The sequence below is a fragment of the Leeia oryzae DSM 17879 genome (assembly GCF_000376945.1).
GTDB classification, from domain to species: Bacteria; Pseudomonadota; Gammaproteobacteria; order Burkholderiales; family Leeiaceae; genus Leeia; species Leeia oryzae.
Genome location: NZ_AQXU01000025.1, coordinates 655,581 through 678,815, shown reverse-complemented (window position 1 = coordinate 678,815; position 23,235 = coordinate 655,581). Strand labels below are relative to the sequence as shown.

At 56.8% G+C, this 23,235-nt stretch carries 22 protein-coding genes and 1 pseudogene; 4 read left to right on the top strand and 19 right to left on the bottom strand.

Translation table 11 applies throughout. The features are described 5' to 3' along the window. Nucleotides 1-36: 36 nt before the first annotated feature. From ddpX to F552_RS19710, 7 genes are all read right to left on the bottom strand, one after another. On the bottom strand, nucleotides 37-588 hold the full coding sequence (gene ddpX, locus F552_RS0116685; RefSeq protein ID WP_018152912.1) for a D-alanyl-D-alanine dipeptidase: 552 nt from the start codon (nucleotides 586-588) through the stop codon (nucleotides 37-39). A 16-nt stretch (nucleotides 589-604) separates the two neighbouring features. After that, the gene (locus F552_RS0116680; RefSeq protein WP_018152911.1) at nucleotides 605-1,456 is read right to left on the bottom strand and encodes a MurR/RpiR family transcriptional regulator; all 852 of its coding nucleotides are present in this window, start codon (nucleotides 1,454-1,456) and stop codon (nucleotides 605-607) included. A gap of 190 nt (nucleotides 1,457-1,646) precedes the next feature. Continuing rightward, nucleotides 1,647-1,850: a hypothetical protein gene (locus F552_RS0116675; protein ID WP_018152910.1), complete on the bottom strand. Its 204-nt coding sequence runs from the start codon at nucleotides 1,848-1,850 to the stop codon at nucleotides 1,647-1,649. A 108-nt stretch (nucleotides 1,851-1,958) separates the two neighbouring features. Continuing rightward, on the bottom strand, nucleotides 1,959-3,515 hold the full coding sequence (locus F552_RS0116670) for a DHA2 family efflux MFS transporter permease subunit (RefSeq protein ID WP_018152909.1): 1,557 nt from the start codon (nucleotides 3,513-3,515) through the stop codon (nucleotides 1,959-1,961). 4 nt (nucleotides 3,516-3,519) lie between these two features. Continuing rightward, nucleotides 3,520-4,698, bottom strand: coding sequence for an HlyD family secretion protein (locus F552_RS0116665; RefSeq protein WP_018152908.1), 1,179 nt, complete (start codon nucleotides 4,696-4,698; stop codon nucleotides 3,520-3,522). Further along, nucleotides 4,695-6,137, bottom strand: coding sequence for an efflux transporter outer membrane subunit (locus F552_RS0116660; protein ID WP_018152907.1), 1,443 nt, complete (start codon nucleotides 6,135-6,137; stop codon nucleotides 4,695-4,697). Before F552_RS0116660 ends, F552_RS0116665 begins: the two co-directional genes overlap by 4 nt. 60 nt (nucleotides 6,138-6,197) lie before the next feature. Next, the gene (locus F552_RS19710; RefSeq protein ID WP_083917540.1) at nucleotides 6,198-6,731 is read right to left on the bottom strand and encodes a MarR family winged helix-turn-helix transcriptional regulator; all 534 of its coding nucleotides are present in this window, start codon (nucleotides 6,729-6,731) and stop codon (nucleotides 6,198-6,200) included. Nucleotides 6,732-6,880: 149 nt separating this feature from the next. Between F552_RS19710 and ushA the strand changes: the two genes are divergently transcribed. Further along, the gene (ushA, locus tag F552_RS0116650; protein WP_018152905.1) at nucleotides 6,881-8,509 is read left to right on the top strand and encodes a bifunctional UDP-sugar hydrolase/5'-nucleotidase UshA; all 1,629 of its coding nucleotides are present in this window, start codon (nucleotides 6,881-6,883) and stop codon (nucleotides 8,507-8,509) included. Nucleotides 8,510-8,564: 55 nt separating this feature from the next. Here the strand turns inward: ushA and F552_RS19705 are convergent. The 3 genes and pseudogenes from F552_RS19705 to wrbA all read right to left on the bottom strand — a co-directional run. After that, nucleotides 8,565-9,299, bottom strand: a pseudogene (locus F552_RS19705) (YoaK family protein); the annotation flags it as partial. A 181-nt stretch (nucleotides 9,300-9,480) separates the two neighbouring features. Next, nucleotides 9,481-9,843, bottom strand: coding sequence for a DUF2069 domain-containing protein (locus tag F552_RS19700; protein ID WP_018152903.1), 363 nt, complete (start codon nucleotides 9,841-9,843; stop codon nucleotides 9,481-9,483). 5 nt (nucleotides 9,844-9,848) lie between these two features. Continuing rightward, nucleotides 9,849-10,445, bottom strand: coding sequence for an NAD(P)H:quinone oxidoreductase (gene wrbA / locus F552_RS0116635; protein WP_018152902.1), 597 nt, complete (start codon nucleotides 10,443-10,445; stop codon nucleotides 9,849-9,851). A gap of 65 nt (nucleotides 10,446-10,510) precedes the next feature. Between wrbA and F552_RS0116630 the strand changes: the two genes are divergently transcribed. Continuing rightward, nucleotides 10,511-11,791 (top strand): YihY family inner membrane protein, encoded by a 1,281-nt coding sequence (locus F552_RS0116630; protein WP_033375940.1) that lies wholly within the window; start codon nucleotides 10,511-10,513, stop codon nucleotides 11,789-11,791. A 57-nt stretch (nucleotides 11,792-11,848) separates the two neighbouring features. Here the strand turns inward: F552_RS0116630 and F552_RS0116625 are convergent, their stop codons facing one another. From F552_RS0116625 to F552_RS0116605, 5 genes are all read right to left on the bottom strand, one after another. Beyond that, complete coding sequence (locus F552_RS0116625; RefSeq protein ID WP_018152900.1) at nucleotides 11,849-13,507, bottom strand: cyclic-di-GMP receptor FimW-related protein; 1,659 nt, start codon at nucleotides 13,505-13,507, stop codon at nucleotides 11,849-11,851. A gap of 245 nt (nucleotides 13,508-13,752) precedes the next feature. After that, nucleotides 13,753-15,825: a polyphosphate kinase 1 gene (ppk1, locus tag F552_RS0116620; RefSeq protein WP_018152899.1), complete on the bottom strand. Its 2,073-nt coding sequence runs from the start codon at nucleotides 15,823-15,825 to the stop codon at nucleotides 13,753-13,755. A gap of 47 nt (nucleotides 15,826-15,872) precedes the next feature. Then, nucleotides 15,873-16,145, bottom strand: a complete 273-nt coding sequence (locus F552_RS0116615; protein ID WP_018152898.1) for an oxidative damage protection protein — start codon at nucleotides 16,143-16,145, stop codon at nucleotides 15,873-15,875. A gap of 96 nt (nucleotides 16,146-16,241) precedes the next feature. After that, nucleotides 16,242-17,564: an amino-acid N-acetyltransferase gene (gene argA, locus F552_RS0116610; protein ID WP_018152897.1), complete on the bottom strand. Its 1,323-nt coding sequence runs from the start codon at nucleotides 17,562-17,564 to the stop codon at nucleotides 16,242-16,244. A gap of 120 nt (nucleotides 17,565-17,684) precedes the next feature. Beyond that, the gene (locus F552_RS0116605; protein WP_026182837.1) at nucleotides 17,685-18,410 is read right to left on the bottom strand and encodes a 16S rRNA (uracil(1498)-N(3))-methyltransferase; all 726 of its coding nucleotides are present in this window, start codon (nucleotides 18,408-18,410) and stop codon (nucleotides 17,685-17,687) included. 383 nt (nucleotides 18,411-18,793) lie between these two features. Here F552_RS0116605 and F552_RS0116600 point away from each other — a divergent pair, with 383 nt between their 5' ends. Both F552_RS0116600 and F552_RS0116595 read left to right on the top strand, forming a co-directional pair. After that, nucleotides 18,794-19,594 carry an inositol monophosphatase family protein gene (locus F552_RS0116600; protein WP_018152895.1) on the top strand — a complete coding sequence of 267 codons (801 nt, stop codon included), beginning with the start codon at nucleotides 18,794-18,796 and terminating at the stop codon, nucleotides 19,592-19,594. 117 nt (nucleotides 19,595-19,711) lie between these two features. After that, nucleotides 19,712-19,948, top strand: coding sequence for a hypothetical protein (locus F552_RS0116595; RefSeq protein WP_018152894.1), 237 nt, complete (start codon nucleotides 19,712-19,714; stop codon nucleotides 19,946-19,948). Nucleotides 19,949-20,034: 86 nt separating this feature from the next. Here the strand turns inward: F552_RS0116595 and F552_RS0116590 are convergent, their stop codons facing one another. The 4 genes from F552_RS0116590 to F552_RS0116575 all read right to left on the bottom strand — a co-directional run bounded on the left by F552_RS0116590 (nucleotide 20,035) and on the right by F552_RS0116575 (nucleotide 23,215). Next, nucleotides 20,035-20,652, bottom strand: a complete 618-nt coding sequence (locus tag F552_RS0116590; protein WP_018152893.1) for a thiol:disulfide interchange protein DsbA/DsbL — start codon at nucleotides 20,650-20,652, stop codon at nucleotides 20,035-20,037. A gap of 67 nt (nucleotides 20,653-20,719) precedes the next feature. Next, the gene (locus F552_RS20215) at nucleotides 20,720-21,397 is read right to left on the bottom strand and encodes an SPOR domain-containing protein (RefSeq protein ID WP_018152892.1); all 678 of its coding nucleotides are present in this window, start codon (nucleotides 21,395-21,397) and stop codon (nucleotides 20,720-20,722) included. Nucleotides 21,398-21,449: 52 nt separating this feature from the next. Next, nucleotides 21,450-22,811: an adenosylmethionine--8-amino-7-oxononanoate transaminase gene (gene bioA, locus F552_RS0116580; protein ID WP_018152891.1), complete on the bottom strand. Its 1,362-nt coding sequence runs from the start codon at nucleotides 22,809-22,811 to the stop codon at nucleotides 21,450-21,452. A gap of 68 nt (nucleotides 22,812-22,879) precedes the next feature. Further along, nucleotides 22,880-23,215 carry a hypothetical protein gene (locus tag F552_RS0116575; protein ID WP_018152890.1) on the bottom strand — a complete coding sequence of 112 codons (336 nt, stop codon included), beginning with the start codon at nucleotides 23,213-23,215 and terminating at the stop codon, nucleotides 22,880-22,882. Between the last annotated feature and the right edge of the window lie 20 nt (nucleotides 23,216-23,235).

Below are 23,235 nucleotides of genomic sequence, written 5' to 3'. Positions count from 1 at the left end.
CTCTCCTGAGTACACTTGGTTGAATACAGCGAACAACTACAGTGAAGAACTACTTTTTAGCAACGGGTAAGAAGCGGCATCCGGCAGTTCGTAATGCCACCACTCGGATTTAATGTTCATGAAACCGGCCGCCCGCATGATGCCCAGCAACAGCAGACGGTTGCGCTGAATGGCCGGCGCATGACCGGGATGAAAATGATGCGATTTTTCTTCCATGGCATCAAAATGCGTGCCCATGTCCAGATCCTGACCGTGCTCGTCCACCAGCGTGACATCCAGCGCAATGCCGCGGCTGTGGTTGGAGCCGATATGAATATCGGCCACGTAGTCCGGATTGGGCAGGAAGTCCCACAATTGCTTGTGGTCATCCGGACAGCGGTAGGCATCAAAGATCTTGATCTTGTAACCGGCCTGGTCTGCCAGCGTAATGGCCACTTGCAGTGCGGCGGCGGCAGTCGGGTGCAGGTAGCATTTGCTGTTCTTGTAAATCACCCGTCCCAGCATGTTGTCGGCGGTGGCGTAGGCGATCTGCTGAATCACGTCATACGTGTCAGGGGTAATTTCCACTAGCTTGGCATGTGTCGTCATGGTGTGGTTCTTTATGCTAAAGGTCGAATTGACCGAGTTCTTTTTGCAAGGCTTTGTTTTCCTGCAAGCGCTGCTCCAGGTCCGGGCCAGTAGCTTTCACCACGCCAGAGACCAGCAGGTTAAACAGCACGGTCAGGGGGGCCAGAGAATCCCAAAACTGGCCAACATCCACATTGATCTGCAGTAAATCCACCGGGTAGTCTCTGGCCCAGGTGCAGTAATATTCGGTGATCAGCGCCATGTTCAGGTTGCGTTTGCAGGCCGCCGCACACAGTTTTTTGGTAATGCTGGAATAGGCGCGAAAGTCAGTGAGGATAAGGTAAGGGTTTTCAAAGCCGGAATTCAGACACTCGACATAGGTACCAGACAAGCCGTCCGCATAAAAGACATTGGGACGGATGTACTCCAGATGGCTGAAAAAGGCATTGGAGATGCCGCGGGTGGATTGAATGCCCAGTACAAACACGGCATCGGCTGCCACGATCCGGTCGACAACATGCTGGAATTCCGGGCTGCGGGCAAGCTGGTACACATGCTCGATGGCTTGCAGTTCCAGTTTGAGCGAGCGGCCCAGTACATCCTCTTCTTCATCCTGATTGCGAAAAGAGCCCAGGCGGTCGGTCATCAGCCAGGTCTGGCCGGTGCCGCGCAGTGACTGCTTCAGATCATCCAGATTCTGGAAGCCGATCTGCCGTAGAAAGCGACCGACGGAAATGCCGGTGGTATTGGTTTGCCTGGCAATGCTGTCTGCCGTTTCAAACGGAATTTGCAGCATATTGGCCAGCAGATAGCTGGCAATGCGTTTGCCTGTAGGGGTGAACTGGGTAAAGCTGCTTTCCAGCAATTCGGTCAGCTTTTCACTGCTCATGAGCAATTCTCCCCTTGGATGAATGTTACTTATTTATCTTTTTAACTTTATTTGTTATTAAGATAACATCATTGGCCGCGGAAAGAAAAGGGTCTTGTACCCTTTCTGGCTATTTATTTTTCACACACGGGGCAGGCGGGCCGACAAATCACGAGCTGTGGTTATCGGGGTGGCGGTGGTTGGCGCTTTGTCAGTACCGGATGAAATACGGAATACCCGCCAGCACAAGGCCGATCAGGATCAATACCCAGAGCTGGGTGACAAAGTAGGGGTAAATCATCAGGGCCAGGCCGCATAACATGGGCACACTGGCCCGCTGCTTGCGACCATACAGAAAGAACCCGAGGCCGATCGAGCTGACAATCAGGCCGACAAACAGGAGGGAGGCGCTCATGCGGGCAATGTCCGTAATGCAGGAAGCCCTATGATAAAACACTCTACAAAGGCCCGCCAGCCAAGGTCAGCACAGGGCTGATGCTGGCTGGCGGGTGTGGAGTAATGCTTAGTGGCCACCACCACCGCCAGAGGTACCGGCGATGGGTTTGGTCAGCCAGATGACGCCGATCAGTAGCAGAAACAGCAAACCAAAACTATGGAAGACGTCAATCGTCGCCATCATGAAGGATTGCTGGGTAATCATCTGATCCAGCTGTTTGTAGGCGCCTTGCAAGGGCAGGCCGGCCGTTTGCAACGTATCCAGCACACCGGAGGTGACCGGATTAAACGCGGTCATGTTCTCGGTCAGCCGGGCGTGGTGGAAGCTCGCCCGGTGGTCCCATGCCGTCACTGCGATGGCGGTGGCAAAACTGCCGGCCAGTGTCCGGAAGAAGTTCGACAAACCCGCGGCGGCGGCCATCCGGTGCGGTGGCAAACCCGACATGATGATGGTGTTGATCGGCACAAAGAAGCAGGCAACCCCGATCCCCTGCAGCAAGCGCGGCATGAACATGTGCCGGAAGTCGGTATCCAGCGAGAAGCTGGCAAACCAGAACATGGTGACGGCAAACACGATAAAGGCAAAAGACGCCACCAGGCGCAGGTTCAGCCGGGCAATGTTCTTGCCGATGATGGGCGAGAACACAAATGCCAGAATCCCTACCGGTGCCGTTGCCAAGCCCGCCCAGGTCGAGGTGTAACCCATGACTGTCTGCAGGTACAGCGGGAACAGCACGGTACTGCCAAAGAAGCAGAACATCCCCAGCGACAGGGCCAGTACGCCGTAACGGAAGTTATGGCTCTTGAACAGCGACAGGTCTACCACCGGGTGCTCATCCGTCAGTTCCCAGGCTACAAAGAAACTGAGCGCCACGGCGGCAATGATGGCCAGCGTCAGGATGAAGGGCGAATTGAACCAGTCATTGTCGCTACCGTTATCCAGCATCAGCTGCAAGCTGCCCACGCCGACGAACAGCAGCACCAGGCCGACCACATCAATCGGTTTTTTCACCCGCGGGGTTTCGCGGTGGCGGATCAGCGACCAGGTGGCAATGGCCGAGAAAATACCGATCGGGGCATTTATGAAGAAGATCCATGGCCAGCTGAGATTATCGGTCAGCCAGCCCCCCAGTAACGGACCAAAAATGGGGGCCACAATCACCGTCATCGCCCACAGGGCCAATGCCACCCCTTTTTTCTCGGGCGGATAATTGGACAGCAGCAAGGTTTGCGATAGCGGGACCATCGGTCCGGATACCAGACCCTGCATGAAGCGGAAAAACACCAGCATCGGCAATGAGGTGGCAAAACCGCACAGCATGGAAGTCAGCGTAAACAGCAGCACCGAGATCACGAACATCCGCACCTGGCCAAAGCGCTGTGCCAGCCAGCCGGTCAGCGGCACGGCTATGGCACTGGCCAGACCATAAGAACTGATCACCCAGGTGCCCTGGTTGCTGCTGACCGCCAGGTTGCCGGCAATGTGCGGAATCGCCACGTTGGTAATGGTGGTGTCCAGTACCTCCATGAAGGTACCGAGCGCAACCGCCAGCGTAAACAGGGCGAGCGGTGCGCCGTGAAGGCGGGGCTGTTCCTCGTGGGCAGCCTGAGCAGCGGCAGTCATGGGTTTACCCTTTCTGTCCTGCGTGGCGGGCAACTAGCGCATCTGCTTCTTTGCTGGCCGCCTGGTATTCGGCATCATAGACCGGGGTCTGGTAGACCGATGCGCCAGAGGCCACCGCAGACAGCAGCTTGCCGTCCCGCTGGTGGGTATCTACTTTGACCACGGTCGACAAACCTACCCGCAGCGGGTGTGCCTGTAATTCTTTCGGGTTCAGAGCAATCCGCACCGGTACGCGCTGCACCACCTTGATCCAGTTGCCGGTGGCATTCTGGGCGGGCAGCAGTGAGAAGGCCGCACCTGTACCGGCCGAGAAACCCATCACCTTGCCGTGATAGGTCACGCTGGATCCATAAATGTCGGTGGTGATTTCAGCAGGCTGGCCAATCCGCAGGTTGCGCAGTTCTTTTTCCTTGAAGTTGGCGTCCACCCACAGGTGGTCCAGCGGCACAATAGACAACAAGCTGGCGCCGGGGGTAATGCGCTGGCCGACCTGTACACTGCGTTTGGCCACAAAACCGCTTACTGGTGCGACCAAGGCATTGCGGCGAGCCGCCAGCCAGGCCTGGATAAAGGTGGCACGGGCACGCTGAACGCTGGGGTGATTCACAACAGAGGTGCCGTCAATGGCACTGTGGGCAACGGCGGCCTGCTTTTGTGCAACCAGCAACTGGCTTTGCAATTGGGCCACGCTGTCTTTGGCATGTGCGACTTCCTCACCGGTAATGGCCTGGTCTGCCAGTAGCGGCAAACGGCGCGCCAGATCGGCGTCGGCTTTTTTCAGGTCGATCTGTTTCTGCACTACCAGCGAATCGGCCGCGCTGGCATTGGCAAACTGCTGTTTGACCTGGCGAACGGATTCACCCAGCTTGGCGCGGGCATCCTCCAGCGCCACGGCTGCGTCTGATGCGTCCAGCTGAACCAGGGTTTGCCCGGCTTTCACCTGCTGGGTTTCATCCACGTTAATACTCACAACCGTACCCGCTACCTGAGGCGTCAGGGTGATCAGGTTACCGCCCACATAGGCGTCATCGGTTTCTTCTTCCTGGCTGCCCACCAGCACATACCAGGCGGTGTAGCCAATGCCGGCCAGCACGAACAGGCTGGTCAGCAGGGTCAGAATGCGTTTGCGTTTGCCATTGCCGGCTGGTGCTGTCTCAACAGTTGGGGTGGCGTTCTGTGTCATTGTGCGTCTCCGTTGGCTGGGTGGGCATCGGCAAGATAGCCACCCCCTAATGCTTTATAAAGATTGATCTGTGCGCTGATGCGTTGCTGCTGCAGTTGCAGCAGGGCGGCCTGCTGGCTGATGACGCTCATTTCGCCCTGCAACACTTGCCGTGCATCGGCCAGTTGCTGCTTCTGGCGGGCGCGGGTCAGGTTCAGCTGGGTTTGCGAGGCCCCCAGCGCGGCATTGACGGCCTGTTGCTGGCGACTCAGCCCTTGCAGGCTGGTCACGGTCTCGCTGACTTCTTTCAGGGCATCTACGACGGTCTGGTTGTACTGGCCAACGGCGACTTCTGTCTGCGCCCGGCTGCTGGCCAGATTGGCTTTCAGTTGGCCCATATCGAAAATCGGCAGATGAATGGCCGGGGCAATACTGGCGATCTGGCTGGAGCTGCTCAGTAGCTTGTCGAGGTCAATTGATGAAAAACCGACCAGCGCTGACAGGGTGATGCTGGGGTAAAAACGCGATTTGGCCACGGCCTCTTGCGACAGGCCCGCTTCTACCCGCCAGCGGGCCGCATCGATTTCCGGCCGACGGGCAATCAGGTCCACACCCAAGCTGGCCGGGATGCCGCTGTCCACGTTTGGCAAGCGGGTAGCTTGCAGGTCGGGCAGCGTGTTCATGCCGGTCAGGGCACGCAGCTGTACTCTGGCCAATTGCATGCCGGTTTTCAGGATTTCTGCCTGCTGCTGCAGGTTGGCACGGCGTTCATCGGTCTGGCGAATCACGTCCTGTGTATCCAGCCCCTGGCGAATGCGGGCTTGCTGCAGTCTGGCCAGTTGCTGTTGCTTGCCAATCTGCTGTTCAACCAGCGCCAGCTGGGCACTGGCCGATTGATAGGCGTAATACTGCTGTGTCACCGCTGTGGTCACGATCAGCTCGGCTGCAGCCTGTTCGGCCTTGGCCGCCGCTACCTGGCCAATTGCGGCCTGCAGGCTGGCTTTCTGTGTGCCCCACCAGTCCAGGTCATAATTGAAATCCAGCGTAGCGCGACCCTGATTCACGTAATGGCCTGCATACGGTGGCGGGATCATGCCATTGGCGGTTTCCAGTTCTTTGGATACCGAGGCATTGCCAATCAGGGTCGGACGACGGCTGACGTCGGTCAGGCTCATGGCGGCTTCTGCGGCGTGCAGGCGGGCTTTGGCAGTATCCAGTGTCGGTGCGCCTTGGCGGGCTGTTTCTACCAGCTGGTTTAGCTGGCTGTCGCCAAATACTTGCCACCAGCGCGCATCCGGCCAGCCGCTTTGCTTCAGCGCCAGCTCAGAGGTCAGTTGTACCCGGTTTGGGTCGATGGGCTGCAGGTGGTCACCCTGGGGCGGAATGGCGACGCAGCCCGCCAGCGCCAGCATCAAGGGCAGGATGCTCAGCTTGCAAACGAGAGAGGTTGATCTATTCATAAACGGATAATCCAGTTTTCAATTATCAAGTCAGACCAAATCCATGGTCTGTACAGCCGGTTACATATCGGGTAATGCCAGCAACTGCTTCTTCAGGATTCGGATCAGGGTCTGCTTTTCTTCATCCGTGATGGCTTCACGCACCGGCTTCAGGTGTTCCCGCAACTTGGGCGCGGTACGGCGAATCAGCTCAGCGCCAGCATCCGACAGCTTCAGGTCAACCCGGCGACGGTCTTGCGCGCTCGGAAAGCGGGTAATGTAACCCTGTGCCACCAGTTCATCACAGATACGGGTCATGTTGGTACGTGACTCGCCGGTAATGGTGGCCAGATCAGACGGGTTCAAGGGCTCTCCCTCTGCCTTGAAAAACATCATCAAGGTCATCCAGCTGGTGGGGTTCAGTCCTTGCTCTTTCAGTGCGACCGACATGACGTCATGATAGCCGCGGGCCATGATCTGGGTCAGCCGCATGGCGGTAATGTCCATCACCGATTGTGGCGGCATGCCTAGTCGTTCTGCGACTTTGGCAACCCCTTCCTCAATCTGGGAAATGGCGGTCGAACTACAACTTAGGTGCACGATTTTACTGTTCATGCATGAATAGTACAGTTTTCAACTAAATTTGGCAAGGGTGAATTTGTGTCAACCCCATTGATCCGGTAGCCAAGCCATGGACATAATTCCTGTCACACACACCTGACAATATGCTTCGGATGTTCGTCGTTCTCTTGAAAGGATGCCAGATGAAGTTGCCCCTGCGTTATCTCTCCCTGGCGGTGGTGTTTGCCATCACCGGCTGTACCACGGTTGGTCACTACCAGCCGGATAAAACCTACCAGATCACCATCCTCCACACCAACGACCACCACGGCCATTTCTGGAAAAACAGCGATGGCGAGTACGGCATGGCCGCACGCAAAACAGTGATCGACCAGATCCGGGCAGAGGTCAAGGCCAAGGGAGGGCAGACCTTGCTGCTGGATGGCGGGGACGTGAATACCGGGGTGCCGGAATCCGACCTGCAGGATGCCGAGCCAGATTTCAAAGGCATGAACCAGCTGGGCTACGATGCCATGGCGGTGGGGAATCACGAATTTGATAACCCGCCTGCGGTCTTGGCCAAACAGCAGCACTGGGCCAGTTTCCCGCTGCTGTCCGCCAATATCTACAAGCACGACCAGCGCATGTTCCAGCCCTACAAGATTTTCAACCTGGATGGTGTCAAGGTCGCGGTACTGGGCCTGACGACCAACGATACTGCCAAGATGGTCGACCCGGCCAACATCACGGATGTCACCTTCCGCAAGCCGGCCGACGAAGCTGCCTCACTGGTGCCGGAACTGCGGACCAAGGCCGATATCGTGATTGCATCGACCCATATGGGGCATTACCCCGATGGCCAGCATGGCAGCAATGCCGAGGGTGATGTGGAGATGGCCCGGCAGGTGAGCGGGCTGGACCTGATTGTCGGCGGCCACAGCCAGAACCCGGTGTGCATGCAAGCCGAGAACGTCCGCAATGAGGCCTATGTCCCCGGCCAGCCGTGCGCGCCGGACCGCCAGAATGGCGCCTGGATTGTGCAGGCCCATGAATGGGGCAAGTATGTCGGGCGGGCTGATTTCGAGTTCAGGAACGGTCAGTTCAATCTAGTCAGCTATCAGCTGATCCCGATTAACCTGAAGAAGACCGTCAAGGGTGACGACGGCAAAGACAAAAAGGTGGTGTACACCAGCGAGATCAAGGAAGACCCAGCCATGCTGGCATTCCTGACCCCGTACCAGGAAAAGGGCCGTGCGTCACTGGATGTGGTGGTAGGCGAAACCGATGGTAAGCTGGAAGGGGACCGTGCGGTGGTGCGCAAGATGCCGACTAACCTGGGTGTGATGATTGCCACCGCCATGATGCAAAAGACCAAGGCGGATCTGGCGCTGATGAATGCCGGCGGGGTACGGGATTCCCTGCCGGCAGGCAAGCTGACCTATAAAGACGTGCTGAAAGTGCATCCGTTCGGAAATACGCTGGTGTACGTGGACCTGAGCGGGCAAGAGCTGCTGGCCTATCTCGGTGCCGCAGCCAAAATGACCGCAGGTTCCGGTGCCTTTCCCCAGTTTGCCGGGGTCAAGCTGGTGCTGGCGCAGGGCGAGGTCAAACAGGCCTCGATCAATGCGCAACCGATCGACCCGGCCAAAACCTATCGTCTGGCCCTGAACAACTTCACGGCGGCAGGGGGCGACGGGTATCCCAAGCTCTCGAATCACCCCGGTTATGTGAATACCGGGTTTGTGGATGCAGATGTGCTAAAAGGGTTTATCCAGAGTGCCGGCGTGGTGCACGCGGCCAGTTATAACCCGGCAGATGTCGTGCGTGAATAACGCTCGTTGTTAACCCTGATCAGGCGTGGGGCAGATGACCGTCCCGCGCCAGATGCTGCAGGTCATCCATGACCGGCACAATGGCCAGCAGCAGGAGCAGAACGGCCAGCGGCACCGTCATGACAAAACCGAGATGCTTAAAGCCGATGGCACCCGCCAGCCCGCCAATGAAAAACAGCCCCACCATCGAAGACAACAGGCGCAGTTTGTCGCGGTTGGCCAAGACACGCGGCTCTGCCGGATTGGGGTGCGGCCGGTTCAGGTAAAACAGTTTGCCCAGTTCGATGCCGATGTCCGTGACCATCCCCGTCACGTGGGTGGTGCGGATTTCCGACTTGGAGACTTTGGTGATCAGTGCGTTTTGCTGACCCATCATGAAGCACAGCAGCATGACCGTCATCGGTGTCACAAACCAGGTTTTGTGTTCCAGATAGCCGCCCAGAAAACCGAATATCAGCAGCAGGACCGCCTCGAAAAACAGGGGCAAGGCATATTCGCTATGCAAGCCTTTCCGTCGTGCCCAGTTGACCACCCAGGCGGTGTTGGCGGCACCAGCGACAAATGCCAGCAGCGAAAACAGGCCCGCCAGCGCCAGCATGAACTGGCCCAGGGCCAGATTGTCTGCCAGGCCGGAAATGATGCCCGACATGTGGGAGGTGTACTGCTGCACGGCCAGGTAGCCGCCGGCATTGGCCGCTCCGGCAATAAAGGCCAGAAAGCGGGCAAGGCGGACATTGGATAACCGGTTACGGTTCCTGCCGGTGAGTTTGCGCAAATACCGAATGGTCATGGCTCGGAAGTTTTCTGGATGTGCGTCAGATCAAGTATCGATACACCCCGTCATTGTCGGGGCAGACCAAGATCATAATCCATTCACGAGCGGGATTGATACCTTGCAGCAAGGAAATGTGCAGAAATTGACCGGATCACAGGTAAGCAAGATGACCTGCGACCCGATGCACACAGCGGGATCAGGACGCGGCGCGGGTATCTGCCGTCTTGTTTTCGCGGACTTTGCGGATAAACATGATCGAGGCAATGTATACCAGCACGCATAGCGCAACCTCAATGCCCGCCAGAATCTGTGACAAGCCTTTGTCCGACCAGGCCCGCATGACCCCTTCAGTGAAATACAGCAGGATGAACATGGTCATCCACTTGTGGGTGTAGATGCGTCCGAGCAGAATGCCCCGAAGCGGGATCAGCAGCGGCAGCACTTTTAGCACCAGCAGCGAGCCGCCGGGTTTGATCGGGGCCAGCCATAATTCCCATGCCAGGCACAGGAAGATCAGGCCAAAGAGGCCGATATTTGTCAGCAGATAAGCAAATCGCATCAGAATCAGTTTCTAAAAAGTTTAACGGTGGTTTCGGCAACGCGCTTGCCCAGGGCAAACGCCAACTGCTGTTCTTGCGCGGACAATACCGCCGTATTACTGGTGCCGGACACATGGCTGGCACCATACGGCGTGCCGCCGGTGCTGGTGGAGGTTAGCGCCGGTTCGGTAAACGGAACGCCGACCAGCAGCATGCCATGGTGCAGCAGTGGCAGCATCATGCTGAGCAGCGTGCTTTCCTGCCCGCCGTGCTGGGTGCTGCTGCTGGTAAAGACCGCCGCCGGTTTGCCGCTCAGGGTGCCATTCAGCCAGATGCCGCTGGTACCGTCCAGAAAATACTTCATCGGGGCCGCCATCATGCCAAAGCGGGTCGGGCTGCCCAGAATCAGGCCGTTGCAGGCTTTCAGGTCGTCCAGCGTGGCGTAAGGCGCGCCATGGTCGGGTACCGCCGGCTCGGTGGCCTCGCAAACCGGTGACACTTTGGGAACGGTACGCAACCGGGCAGAGGCGCCCGGTACGCTATCGACCCCGCGTGCCACATGCTGGGCCAGCGCCTTTACAGAACCATGCACGCTGTAATACAGAACCAGGACTTCCTGCATCAGACTTGCCTTATCGGATAAAATGAAGGGTATTATAACGAACCTTAGCCACTTCACGTGTGATCATGTCTCAAACTATGAAAAGCCGCCTGGCGGACCTGGCCGGATTTACCCGCTTTATCGGCGGACGGATGGTGGAAAACCGCTGCCTGCAGGTGGCGGGCAGTCTCAGCTTTACCACGCTGCTGGCCCTGGTGCCCTTCATTACCATTGCGTTGGCCGTGCTGGCTCCGTTCGATGTGTTCAACGGTGTGGGCAACCAGTTCAAAGCTTTCCTGTTATCCAATCTGGTGCCGGATACGGCCAGCCGCATCATCACGGTCTACATGCGGCAGTTTACTGACAATGCCGAGCGCCTGACGGTGATGGGGATCATTGTGCTGGCACTGACCGCCATCATGATGATTTCGACGGTGGACAAAGCCTTTACCGCCATCTGGCAGATCAAGCACCAGCGCCCGTTATGGCAGCGCTTGATGTTGTACTGGACGATTCTGACCGTCATGCCGATGGTGATCGGCCTGACCATGACCATGGTCAATGACCTGTTCAACCTGCTGCCTGACCTAAAGCGGTCGCTCAACTGGGTAGAAGATATCCTCACCTGGCTGCTACGCACGGTGATGGCCATCATTTCGTTTGTTTTGCTGTTCCGCTTTGCGCCAAACCGCCAGGTGCCCTGGAAACACACCCTGATTGGCGGTACGTTTACCGGCATCGCCTTCGAACTGATGCGGCTCGGATTTCATTTCTACGTGAAAAAGCTGGCCAGCTACAAGCTGGTCTATGGTGCGTTTGCCAGCCTGCCGATATTTCTGGCCTGGCTGTATCTGTTGTGGAGTTTGCTACTGGTCGGTGCCACCATCACCGCCAGCCTGTCTTACTGGCATGGGCATGCCTGGAAACTGCGGCAAAGCCCGGGGCGTGATCTGTATGATGCATTACGAATTCTGGGGCACATGGATGATGCGCACCAGATCGCAAGGGACGTGACACCTGAAGAATTGCACAAAAAGCTGCATGTTGGCCTGGGTGATGTATTGAACATGCTGAGCAAGCTGGAAACTCACGGCTGGGTGAAGCGGCTGGCGCACAACAAGGGCTGGATTCTGGGGCAGGACCTCGACAAGGTGATGCTGCTGGACCTTTACCGTGTGCTGATATGGGATACGCGCATGCTGGACCCGGTGCTGTTGCGACATGATGCGCTGGCTGAAGCGCTACGGGTTCCGGTATCCCGTCTGGAGGCCGAGCTTGTCAGACCGGTTAGCAGTCTGACGCGTGATCCGGAATTGCAGAAGCCCACCATCCTCGATAACGTGAGCGACCCGATCGTACAAACCTGACCATTGCCGGCAGGAGGCAGATGCCTGGCCAACATGACCAGGCATCTGCCAGTACGATCAAGCCACACGGTGGCTGATTGCATTGGCATCGCTATCAAAGTAAGGCATTTCCATCAGCGCTTCGACTTCTGCCGGGGTAATGAACTCAAACTGGTCCACACACAGGCCTTGCGTCATCCGGCGCACAGACCTGACCGTCAGCGTGTAAGGGCCGCGCAGGATCTCAAACTCGCGTAACGGTGCAAAAAACCCTGCTGGCGCCAGAATGCTGGCCGGTTGGCGCAGCTCCTGCACTGCCGGTAGCAATAGACCTGGTTCAAACTGTGTACCGGTGGCATGGATGACCGGACGGATCATGATGGTCTCTGCTTCGGGGGCCAGTAGTTGCAGGCCGATTTCCACATGCTCTTCCAGCCTGACCCAGCGTACGGCGGCCACATTCCATTTGTCACCAGTGTCTGATTTCAGAATCACGATCCGGCCGACCGAGATCAGGCCGATATCTTCCGAGATCAGTTGCAGCGCATAGCCACCGGCACTGACATTGATGACCTTCCACAATGAATGGGTCTCTTCGGAGACCGCAATCGACCCGGGAGAGGGGGACGGAATAAAGTCCGGAATCACATCCGAGAGGTCATCAAAGTCGGTCGACGGGGCAGGTTGCACCTTGGAAGAGGTTAGCACGCGATGCACCGTGGACAGCTCGGACACCAGAATCACGGTGGCATTGTTGCGCATCCGGTTGAACACCCGTTTGGGCGCAATGCCCCAGCTGCGGATCAGTCGCCGCAGCAGGTCGATGTGCTGGGTGGCACGATAATAGGTATTGGATGAAGCCGCCACTTTCTCCAGCGGTGCCAGCTCCCGGTACATGCGGCGTACCAAGTCAAAACAGTTCAGCAGCAGGGTATGGTGCCCGGTCAGTTCCTGCGGACGCTGGCCCATGAATTGCGGTGCGTTATCTTCATCCAGTTTGATCAGGAAAAATCCGGAAGGATCGAAGAGTTCCTCAACCGATTGCAGTACCGCATGGTTGGCAAGTTTTTGCAGCCAGTCCCTGACCTGTTCAATTTCACCATGCAGCAGCGAGTACGGGTCGCATAAGCCCAGCAGCAGCGTTTCTTTGTACAGCGGCACAATGTGTAACGGTTCTTCTCTGGGCAGCTCATCCAGCAATTTGTGCTGGAGCGCAAAATAAAACAGGGTATGGCAGTCCAGCCAGATGCCTTCCGGCAGCGGGTAGTAGGCCTGATAGCATAAAATCAGTAGCCGCTGTTCCAGGTCCATGATGCGGGCGATCAGGCGGGCCGTCTGGCGGTTACTCATGCCGAAGCGGCGGTTGACTTCCTCGATCAGTGACAGCTTGAAGGCGAAGCCCAGCTCGATAAACAGGTCACGGGCAAATTTCCAGGCACTGCTGGCGCGCGGATTGTTGGTGACTGTCGAGGATTTGTAAATCAGTTGCAGCGCCGGCAGATGCATATTGATGGATTGCAGGAACAACTCGTTGAGTTGCAGGCGGAGATCTCTGTCAATCCTGGTCCGGTTAAGCGTAAACAGGGCGTCGTGCAGGTTTCTGGACAAATCCAGGGGTTGGGCATGGGGCTGGGAGATCAGCCAGTCGTGAAGCTTTTCTTTGGACGTAAAATGCCCGGCCACTTGGGTGGAAAAATCTTCTTTGGGTAAGCGGAGATTGGCAAGTGTTGCGGTCATTGTACTCAGTCACTCTGTCTTGTTAGATTTTTCACGGCGAATCTGGCAATGCTATATTCATAGTCTGTATTTAACAGAAATACAAGAAATTCCGGCAAAATCTTCCAACTTATTTCACTGTCTGCACCAGACAAAACCCTTGGCAAAATGCGCAATAAAAAGGGGCATCACCATGATAGTGTGCCCCTTGTCATGGGTCGCAACATCCCTTATCCGACAAACGGAAGCGGTTTCTGGATTACCGGTCAGCTGCTTTGGTCGGCCAGTTCTGACAGCAAGGTTTTTTGTGCGGCGCGCTCGTGACCGCGGCGAGCCGCTTTCTGACGATAGCTGCCATCGGCCTGCATGTCCCAGGTCTGCTGGTTGTCGTTCAGATAAATCATGAGCCCTTCGCGAATCACCCGGCGCTTGAGCTTGCTGTCCAGAATCGGGAATGCCACCTCGATCCGACGGAACAGGTTGCGGTGCATCCAGTCGGCGGATGACAGCATCAGGGTTTCCTGCTTGTCATTCAGGAAGTAGAAAATCCGCGTATGTTCCAGAAAGCGGCCGACGATCGAGCGTACCCGGATATTCTCCGACAAGCCTTCGACCCCCGGGCGCAGGGCACATACGCCCCGTATGATCAGGTCAATTTCGACGCCCGCCTGCGATGCCTGATACAGGGCATGAATCACCTGCGGCTCCAGCAGCGCGTTCATTTTGGCGATGATGCGGGCTTTGCGGCCAGCCTTGGCAATCTTGATCTCGTTCTCAATCGACTTGATCAGCTGTGGTTGCAAGCTAAAGGGTGACTGCCACAGCACTTTCAGCTTACCGGCCTTGCCCAGACCGGTCAGCTGGGTAAAGACGTCCGAGACATCGGTACCGATGTGTTCATTACATGTCAGCAGACCGAAATCGGTATAGAACTTGGTGGTACGCGGGTGATAGTTACCGGTGCCAAGGTGAACATAGCGCTTCAGTCCTTTGGCCTCCCGGCGCACCACCATCAGCATCTTGGCGTGAGTTTTGTAGCCCACCACCCCATAGACGACATGGGCACCGGCATCTTCCAGCCGGTCAGCCCAGTTGATGTTGGCTTCTTCGTCAAATCGTGCCATCAGCTCGACCACGACGGTTACTTCCTTGCCCCGGCGGGCGGCTTCTATCAGCGCTTCCATCAGGACCGAGTCCGTCCCGGTGCGGTACACGGTCATCTTGATGGCCACCACTTGCGGGTCAATCGCGGCCTGCTGCAAGAAGTTGATCACCGGCGCAAACGACTGGAACGGGTGATGCAGCAGGATGTCGTTCTTGGCAATTGCTTCGAAAATCTCCGGCCGTTTCTGCAGTGCAACCGGCAGGCTGGGGCGGAACCCGGGGAATTTCAGGTCTGGCCGGTTGACCAGGTCCGGTACCTGCATCATGCGGACCAGGTTCACCGGCCCATCGACCCGGTACAGATCCTGGGTCGTCAGCTTGAACTGATCCAGCAGGAATGTCTCGATATGCTGAGGGCAATTGTCTGCCATTTCCAGACGCACGGCTTCACCAAACTGTCGGTGCGACAATTCATCCTGCAGGGCTTCGCGCAGGTCGGTCAGGTCTTCTTCATCCACGGCCAGATCGGCATCCCGTGTGGCCCGGAACTGGTAGCATCCCAGTACGGTCATGCCGGAAAACAGTTCGTTGACGTGCGCATGCAGGATGGATGACAGGAACACAAAGCCGTTCGGCACACCGGACACGCTGCTTGGCAGCGGGATGATGCGGGGTAGGGCGCGGGGTGCTTGCACAATGGCAATGCCGGAATTCCGGCCAAACGCATCCCGGCCTTCGAGTTCGACGGCAAAATTCAGGCTCTTGTTCAGCACACGCGGGAAAGGATGCGAGGGGTCCAGCCCGATGGGCGTGAGCACCGGCATGACTTCACGGAAAAAATAGTCTTTTACCCAGGCTTGCTGGGCTTCGTTCCAGGTGGGCCGGCGCAGGAAATGCACGCCTTCTTGTGCCAGGGCGGGCAGGACGATTTCCCGCAGTACCAGGTACTGATGGGCTACCAGTGCATGCAGCCGTTCGCTGATTTCAGCCAGCAGCTGTTCGGCACTGTAGCCATCCGGGCCGCTCAAACCAGGCTGTAGCCTGGCCCGCTGCTGCAGGCCCGGAATGCGTACTTCAAACAGTTCGTCCAGATTGCTGCTGACGATACACAGAAACTTCAGTCGTTCCAGCAAGGGGTTGTCCGGGTCTTCAGCTTGTGCGAGTACCCTGCGGTTAAACTCGATCAGGCCCAGTTCCCGGTTTAACAAATGCTCAGAACGAATTTTGAAAGTCATGTGTATCGTTTTCTTCTGTTTGTACGGGTGTGGTGCTGCAAATGCAATTATGCAGACGGTGGTACGTACCCGGTTGGTGCTTCGGCGCCATCGCCAAAGAAGTAAGCTTCCAGCTGGCCGGTCAGGTATTGGCGGGCACGGCTGTCAGCCAGATTCAGACGGTTCTCGTTGATCAGCATGGTTTGGTGGCGAACCCAGGCTTGCCAGGCTTCTTTGGATACGTTTTCAAAGACGCGTTTACCCAGATCACCCGGGATCGGCGGGAAATCCAGACCTTCAGCTTCTTTGCCCAGTTTGACGCAATGTACGGTTCTACCCATGTTGACTTCCTTTTCTTTCAAATTTACAACAATATTGTTACAGATATTTGACATGTCTCAAGCAATGTTGCGGCGGTTGCCCGCCGCGATACGGCGCTAGAGCGTCTTGAAAAATACTTTGGATCGCCGCTGATAATTGTAGAGATCCTGTTTCTTGGCCGGCAGTTCGCTGACCGGTGCCGGTTCAAATCCCCGCTCGAAGAACCAGTGGGCCGTGCGAGTGGTTAGCACAAACAGTTGCTGCAACCCCAGTTCTCTGGCCCGTTTTTCTACATACGACAGCAACAAGTCACCATAGCCGCTCGAACGGAATGTCGGATCCACCACCAGGCATGCCAGTTCACCGACGTTTTCTTCCGGGAAGGTGTACAGCGCCACACAGCCGACAATGCGGCCATCGTGCTCCAGCACGGCAAAACGGTCGATTTCCTGTTCCAGTAGTTCGCGGCTGCGCTTGACCAGCACGCCTTCGGCTTCTAGCGGCTGGATCAGCTGCAATACGCCACCCACGTCATCAATGCTGGCAGAGCGCAAGCGTTCCAGGCGCTGCCGGGTAATGAGGGTACCGACCCCTTCATGGGTGAATAGTTCCATCAGCAGCGCGCCTTCTACAAAGCGCCCCACCATGTGTACCCGTTCTATGCCTTGTTCGCATGCCTTGATGGCGGCCGGCAGGTAGCAGCCAATGTCATCGAAGACCGACGTGCGTGCACGCAGGAATTTCTTGGCTTCCTGCGAGGTGACTTCCAGACGGACCTCGCCGTCGCTATCTTTCAGGCCGGGTTCGTCCATGAAGAAAATCAGCTTGTCCGCCTTGAGCGCCGTGGCCACGGTGCACGCGGCATCTTCCACCGTCAGGTTGAAGATTTCGCCGGTTGGTGAGTAGCCGATCGGTGAAATCAGGACAATCTCCCCCATGTCCAGACGCCTGCTGATGGTTTCCGTATTGACCTTGCGGACCTCGCCACTGTGCATCATGTCGATGCCGTCACGTACGCCCAGCGGCTGGGCAATCAGGAAGTTACCCCCCGCGACCTGAATGGCCGCATTGGCCATTGGTGTGGCGGCCAGTGCCATGGAGAGCGAGGCTTCGATTTCGGCCCGCACCACGCCGACGGATTCTTTCACACACTGCATGGTCACCGGGTCGGTAATGCGAATGCCGTTATGGTACTGAACCGGCAGTTCCTTGTCGGCCAGACGCTCGTTGACTTGCGGACGCACCCCATGCACCAGGACCAGCCGTACACCCAGGCTGGTGAGCAGGTTGAAGTCGTGCGTCATGGTGGCAAACTGGCCACCCGCCACCACATCTCCGCCGAACGCCACCACAAATGTTCGTCCTCGGAAAGCGCGGATATACGGTGCGGCTTCACGAAACCAATGGACAAACGGGGCGGGGGATTCCGACCGGGTCATGCGGGGTTCTCCTTGTCAGTTAACAGTGACTGCGTTGTTAGTGGCCAATGCCGCATTGTAGCGTATTGGCTGAATGGAATCGGGTTCAGGCGTGGCGGGATGGCCAAATCCTGATATGCCTCAAAAATCTCCCCACAGGGTTTGCAGGGCGGCCAATGCTGCCAGGGCGGCCGTTTCGGTGCGCAGCACGCGCGGTCCCAGTGTCAGTGTTTGCCAGCCACGGGCAAGCGCTTCCTGATGTTCCTCCTCGGTCAGCCCGCCTTCAGGTCCCGCCAGCAGGCACGCTTGCTGATGTCGCGGCAGGTCTTGCAAGCGCTGCTGGCTACCCGGCATCAGGATCAGGCCCGGCGCATCGGCATCGGTCTTGTGCTGGTGAATCCACGACAGATAAGGTTGGGCCTCACGCACTTCCGGAATGGTATTGCGGCCACATTGCTCGCAGGCCGCAATGACCACCTGACGCCAGTGCTCATGCTTTTTGGCCCAGCGGTCTGCCGGCAGTTTCACGATGCTGCGGCGGGTCATCAGCGGCTGGATATATGCAACGCCCAGCTCCACCGCCTTCTGTAGCGTGTAATCCATCCGGTCGCCACTGGAAATGCCCTGTGCCAACCCGACTTGCAGCAGGGATTCTCGTTCCAACAGCAGATGCTCGCCAATAAGGACTTCGCTGGCCTTGTTGCCCACCGACACGACTTCTGCGGCGTATTCGCCGCCTTGTCCGTTAAAGAGGCGTATTTCATCACCCGGCGAGAGTCGCAGCACTTGAACGTGCCGGTGAACCTGATCAGGCAAACGCAATGTAGCGCCAGGGGTGAGGACAAGGTCGCAATAGAAACGAGGCATGGCAGATGAGGGTATGAGAAGTCAAATATCCTGCCAGTATAAGGCAGTATCGCGCGCATCGAAAAACCTTTCTTGGATTTCCCGCCTGACAAAGGCGGCCAGCAGGGGAGATTGGCGCGTACAGTAGGCGGTGCGTGTGTCGGCCCCATGCTGGTAAAGGAATAAATTTGGGGTGCAATGCAATATTTTTAATGAAATAAGGTACTATTGTTGATATGAATACGGATGACATGACGGCAGGTTTCTTGCCGGCCAACTGTCGCGCAATTAGAACAACACTCTGTATAACGACCGGTCCATATGACTGACAACGTCCGACAGATAGGCTCCCCTTCCCCCCTGATATCGCCTTTTGTCTGTTTTGTCTTGAGGAAATATTAGGCATGATTGCCCCAGAACGTTATTTGCCCGCGGTATGCCAACTGGTGCGCGAAGTCGCGCATCGTGAAATCATGCCCCGTTTTTTGACGACCGATTACGCCAAGAAAATCGACGGCAGCCTGCTGACCGAGGCCGATATTGCCGCCCAGAATGCGCTGATCGAAGGCCTGAGCCGGATCATTCCTTTTCCGGTGCTGGGCGAGGAAATGACCAAGGAAGAGCAGCAGCGTCTGTGGCAGGCGGGCGGGTCGGGGCTATGGTGTATCGATCCGATTGACGGCACCACCAACTTTATCCACGGCTTACCGTACTTTGCGACCTCAATTGCCCTGCTGCAGAATGGCAAAACCGTGCTGGGCGTAATTTATAATCCCGTTACCGATGAGCTGTTTGCGGCAGCCAAGGGTCATGGAGCTACGCTCAACGGCAAGTCGTTGCCGCTCAAGAAACACGTGCCGCGCATGAGCGATGCCATTGCCGGGGTAGAGATCAAATGGCTGGCCGGTAAACTGCCGGCACGCCTGATGAGCGTTTCCCCTTACGGCAGCCAGCGCAACATGGGGGCTTCCACCCTGGACTGGTGTTACACCGCGGCCGGTCGATTCGACCTCTATCTGCATGGCGGACAGAAGCTGTGGGATTACGCGGCAGGCAACCTGATTCTGGAAGAAGCGGGCGGCTGCATGTCTACCCTCACGGAAGACAACTTCTGGTGTGATCAGGTGTGGACGCGCTCGGTAGTGGCGGCGCTGAATCCGGACCTGTTTGCGGTCTGGAAGAAGTGGGTCTGGGCCAACCGCTAAACAAATCTGCGCCTCTCTTTTGCCTTGGTTTGACCGTTTTGATGAACCGGGGATTGGTTACGCTGTCCGCCGGGGTCACAATGTCTGTTCGACAATACACGGCAAGCGAGAGACGACATGAAGAAATCCCTGTGGTTGACCATCGGCCTGATGCTGGCCGGTCTGGCGCATGCAGAAGAGTATCAATGCAAGGTGTACTGCACCGAGCCGTCCGGATCAACCTATGTGACGGTTGAGGCTGACAGCGACGATGACGCTGCGCAAATCGTCGACAAGGCATCAGACCAGATTTGTCAGGAGGCCGGGTTCTCGGCCTCGACATCCTCCACCATGAGTGCATCCCAGTGCCAGTAACCGGTGCCTGAAACCCCATCAATGAAAAACGCCCGTCTCATCACCATGAGACGGGCGTTTTTCATGCAAGTCCGGCAGGCCAAGACTTACTGTTTGTTGCGTACCTTGGCAATCAGCTGTTCCAGTACCTTGTACAGGTCTGCTTCGCTGCCGGCATCTGCCACCGAGGTCATGTATTTGCCACCGACCACAAAGGTTGGCACGGCATTGATGCCGTAGTCACGGGTGTACTGTGGTGACAGGCGGGCATAAGTTTGGGAAGAGAAAGACTTGTAGGTCTTCATGAAGTTCTTGGCGTTGATGCCTGGCTGTTTGGCAATCCAGTCATTGAGCACGCTTTCGTCACGCAGCTCGACATTGTCCTTGTGAATGGCGTTGAAGATTGGCATGTTCAGTTTGTCATCCAGCTTCAGGGTCTGAACAGTTGCGTACAGCTGGGCGTGAACCTGCATGCCGCTATTCCAGGCAGCATGGATGCGACGGAACTGCACGTCAGCTGGCAGCTTCTTCACCCAAGTCTCCAGTGAAGGTTCCAGATGGTAGCAGTGCGGGCAGCCGTACCAGAAGAATTCGATCACTTCCACTTTACCCGGTGTTTGTACCGGCATAGGCTTTGGCAGGGCTTGCCATTGTGCGGCTTGCGCAACACTGGCCCCAAGCAAGACGGCTGCACCCAAAAGAAGACGTTTAAACCAGCGTTGCATAATACTTGTCCTTATATTGAATATAAACCACAGACCACGGGTGGCGGCCTGTAGTTCCCTGATGGTCCTACTTAAGATTGATCACTGACGGGTTAATGCCATTCTGCTGCAGTAGCGCTTTCACTTTGTCAGCTTCTTCCGGCGTGTTGAACGGGCCGACCATCACCCGGTGCCACAATCCTTTGCCGGCAATATCCTTGGAGCGAACCGTGGCCTCTACACCAAGAATGGCCAGTTTGGCTTTCAGATTATCGGCGTCGGTCTCATTCTGGAATGACCCCACCTGAAAAATCGATTTGGCGGGCCTGACGTCTGCCGGTTTGTCGGCTGCAGGCTGATCCGTGCGGGCATCGGTTTTGTCTGCTTTGGCCGGTGCCGGGTTGTCTGCGGGGGCTGGTGCTGCTTTGTCCGCGGGTTTGGCGGGAGCATCCGTGCCTGGCAGAATGTCAAAGAAGTCATATTTGCCTTTGGTGCCGCTGGCGGGGACATCTTCAGGCGCATCGCCATTGCTGACGCCGTTGGCATTCGGTTTGGGCAGGGCGGATGCCGTTGGTTCGGGTTGCTTGAGTCCCGGCGTTGGTGAGAGCATCATCTTCTTGTTGACGAAGTAAACTACCCCAACCGAAATAATGACCCCCAGTATCAGGCCGATAACGATCCCGGTAAACAGGCCGCCTCCACCTTGCTTGTTGCCTGCGTTTCCACCCGGTTTGACCCTGGGGCTATTCTTATGATCCCGGCTCATCGCCACTCCACACTGATGCTTGGTTCAAATGCAACTGACAAATATTCAAATTTCAAGTTATTCCGGATATTACACCACATGCCTGGCCCATGACATCTTGTAGCGCATGAAAGGTCGCCGACACCAGATGGCCCGCTTCTTCATGGCTCAGACAATAGGGCGGCATCCAGTACACGGTATTGCCCATCGGGCGCAGCAGCAGCTCCCGTTTCAGCCCGGCCGCAAACAGCTGCTGGGCAAAGCCGATGGGTGCGTCTTCTACTTCAAAGGCCCAGATCATCCCGGCACCGGTGGTACCCGCCTGGCGGAAATCGCGCACATACGGCAATGCTTTCAGGGCGGCGGCCAACGTGTTGATATGGTCCGCCGTGGCCCGGTTTCGTGCCAGAACGTCGTCCTGATCAAACAGGTCCAGTGTGGCCAGTGCCGCACTGCATGCCAGCGGGTTGCCAGTATACGAGTGCGAGTGCAAAAAGCCTTTGGTCACCTCATCATGATAGAACGCTTGATAGACCGAATCGGTGCACATCACCACCGATAATGGCAGGAACCCGCCAGTAATGCCTTTGGAAAGGCAGATCAGGTCTGGCCAGATGCCAGCCTGCTCGCAGGCAAAAAAACTGCCGGTGCGGCCAAAGCCAACGGCAATTTCGTCACAAATCAGATGTACCTGATACTGGTCACATAGTTCGCGGGCCCGGCGCAGATACTGGGGCGAGTACATCGCCATGCCAGCGGCCCCTTGCACCAGCGGCTCCACAATCAGTGCGGCGGTAGTGGCATGGTGTGCGGCCAGATGGGCTTCCAGCGCTGCAGCGGCCTTGGCCGCCTGCATGTCAGCATTTTCATGTACACCGGCCTTGCGGGTGTCTGGCGACGGCACTTCGGCCGAAGGTTTTACCAGAGCAGCGTAGGTATCTTTGAAAATGGCCACATCCGTGACAGACAGCGAACCAATGGTTTCGCCGTGGTAGCTGTCGGACAAGTGGATAAACCCGGTTTTCTCCGGTTTGCCGGTATTGCGCCAATAATGAAAACTCATCTTCAAGGCAATTTCGGTGGCCGATGCGCCGTCAGACCCATAAAACGCATGCCCAAGTGTGCCGCCGGTACGTGCCGACAACCGTTCTGATAGTTCAATCACCGGGGCGTGGGTAAAACCGGCGAGCATCACATGTTCCAGCTGGTCCAGTTGTGCCTTGATGCGGGTTTTGATGTGCGGATGCCCATGTCCGAACAGGTTGACCCACCAGCTGGATACCGAATCCAGGTACCGATTGCCTTCAAAGTCGTACAGCCAGGCGCCTTCGCCTTTGGCTATCGGAATCAGCGGAAAGGTTTCGTGGCGCTTCATCTGGGTACAAGGATGCCAGACCGCTTTCAGGCTACGGTCAATCCACGTGTTATTTTGCATATCGGAATCGTCTTTGAAATTGAGGCTGTGCAGGTGAGGGGCGATACAGCTTTAGCTCCCCATCCGCATTAGCTTTTGTCGGACAGGATTGCCTCGGTCAGTTTTTCCCGCAGACCGGCTGGCATGCTGAACGTGTTTCTGTCCCAGCCTTCCAGTGTCAATACTCGGTCCAGGCAGGCTTCCAGCTCTGCGTGGGCCAGGGCGGTAGACTGGGCGATTTCCTGGTGTACTTTACCTTCGGTATCCAGCAGGCTGGGTTTGGACATGCAGCTTAGCTGGTAATCAAATACCTGCCGGAGGTGCCCTAAGGCTTCACAGACTTGCGCAGGGCAGGCGCATTGGTAGATGAGCGCTTCTTCGCGGATACGCGCCAGTGCGTCATCAGAAAACTGTTTGTTTAACATAGGGTTGTCTCCTTGGCGGC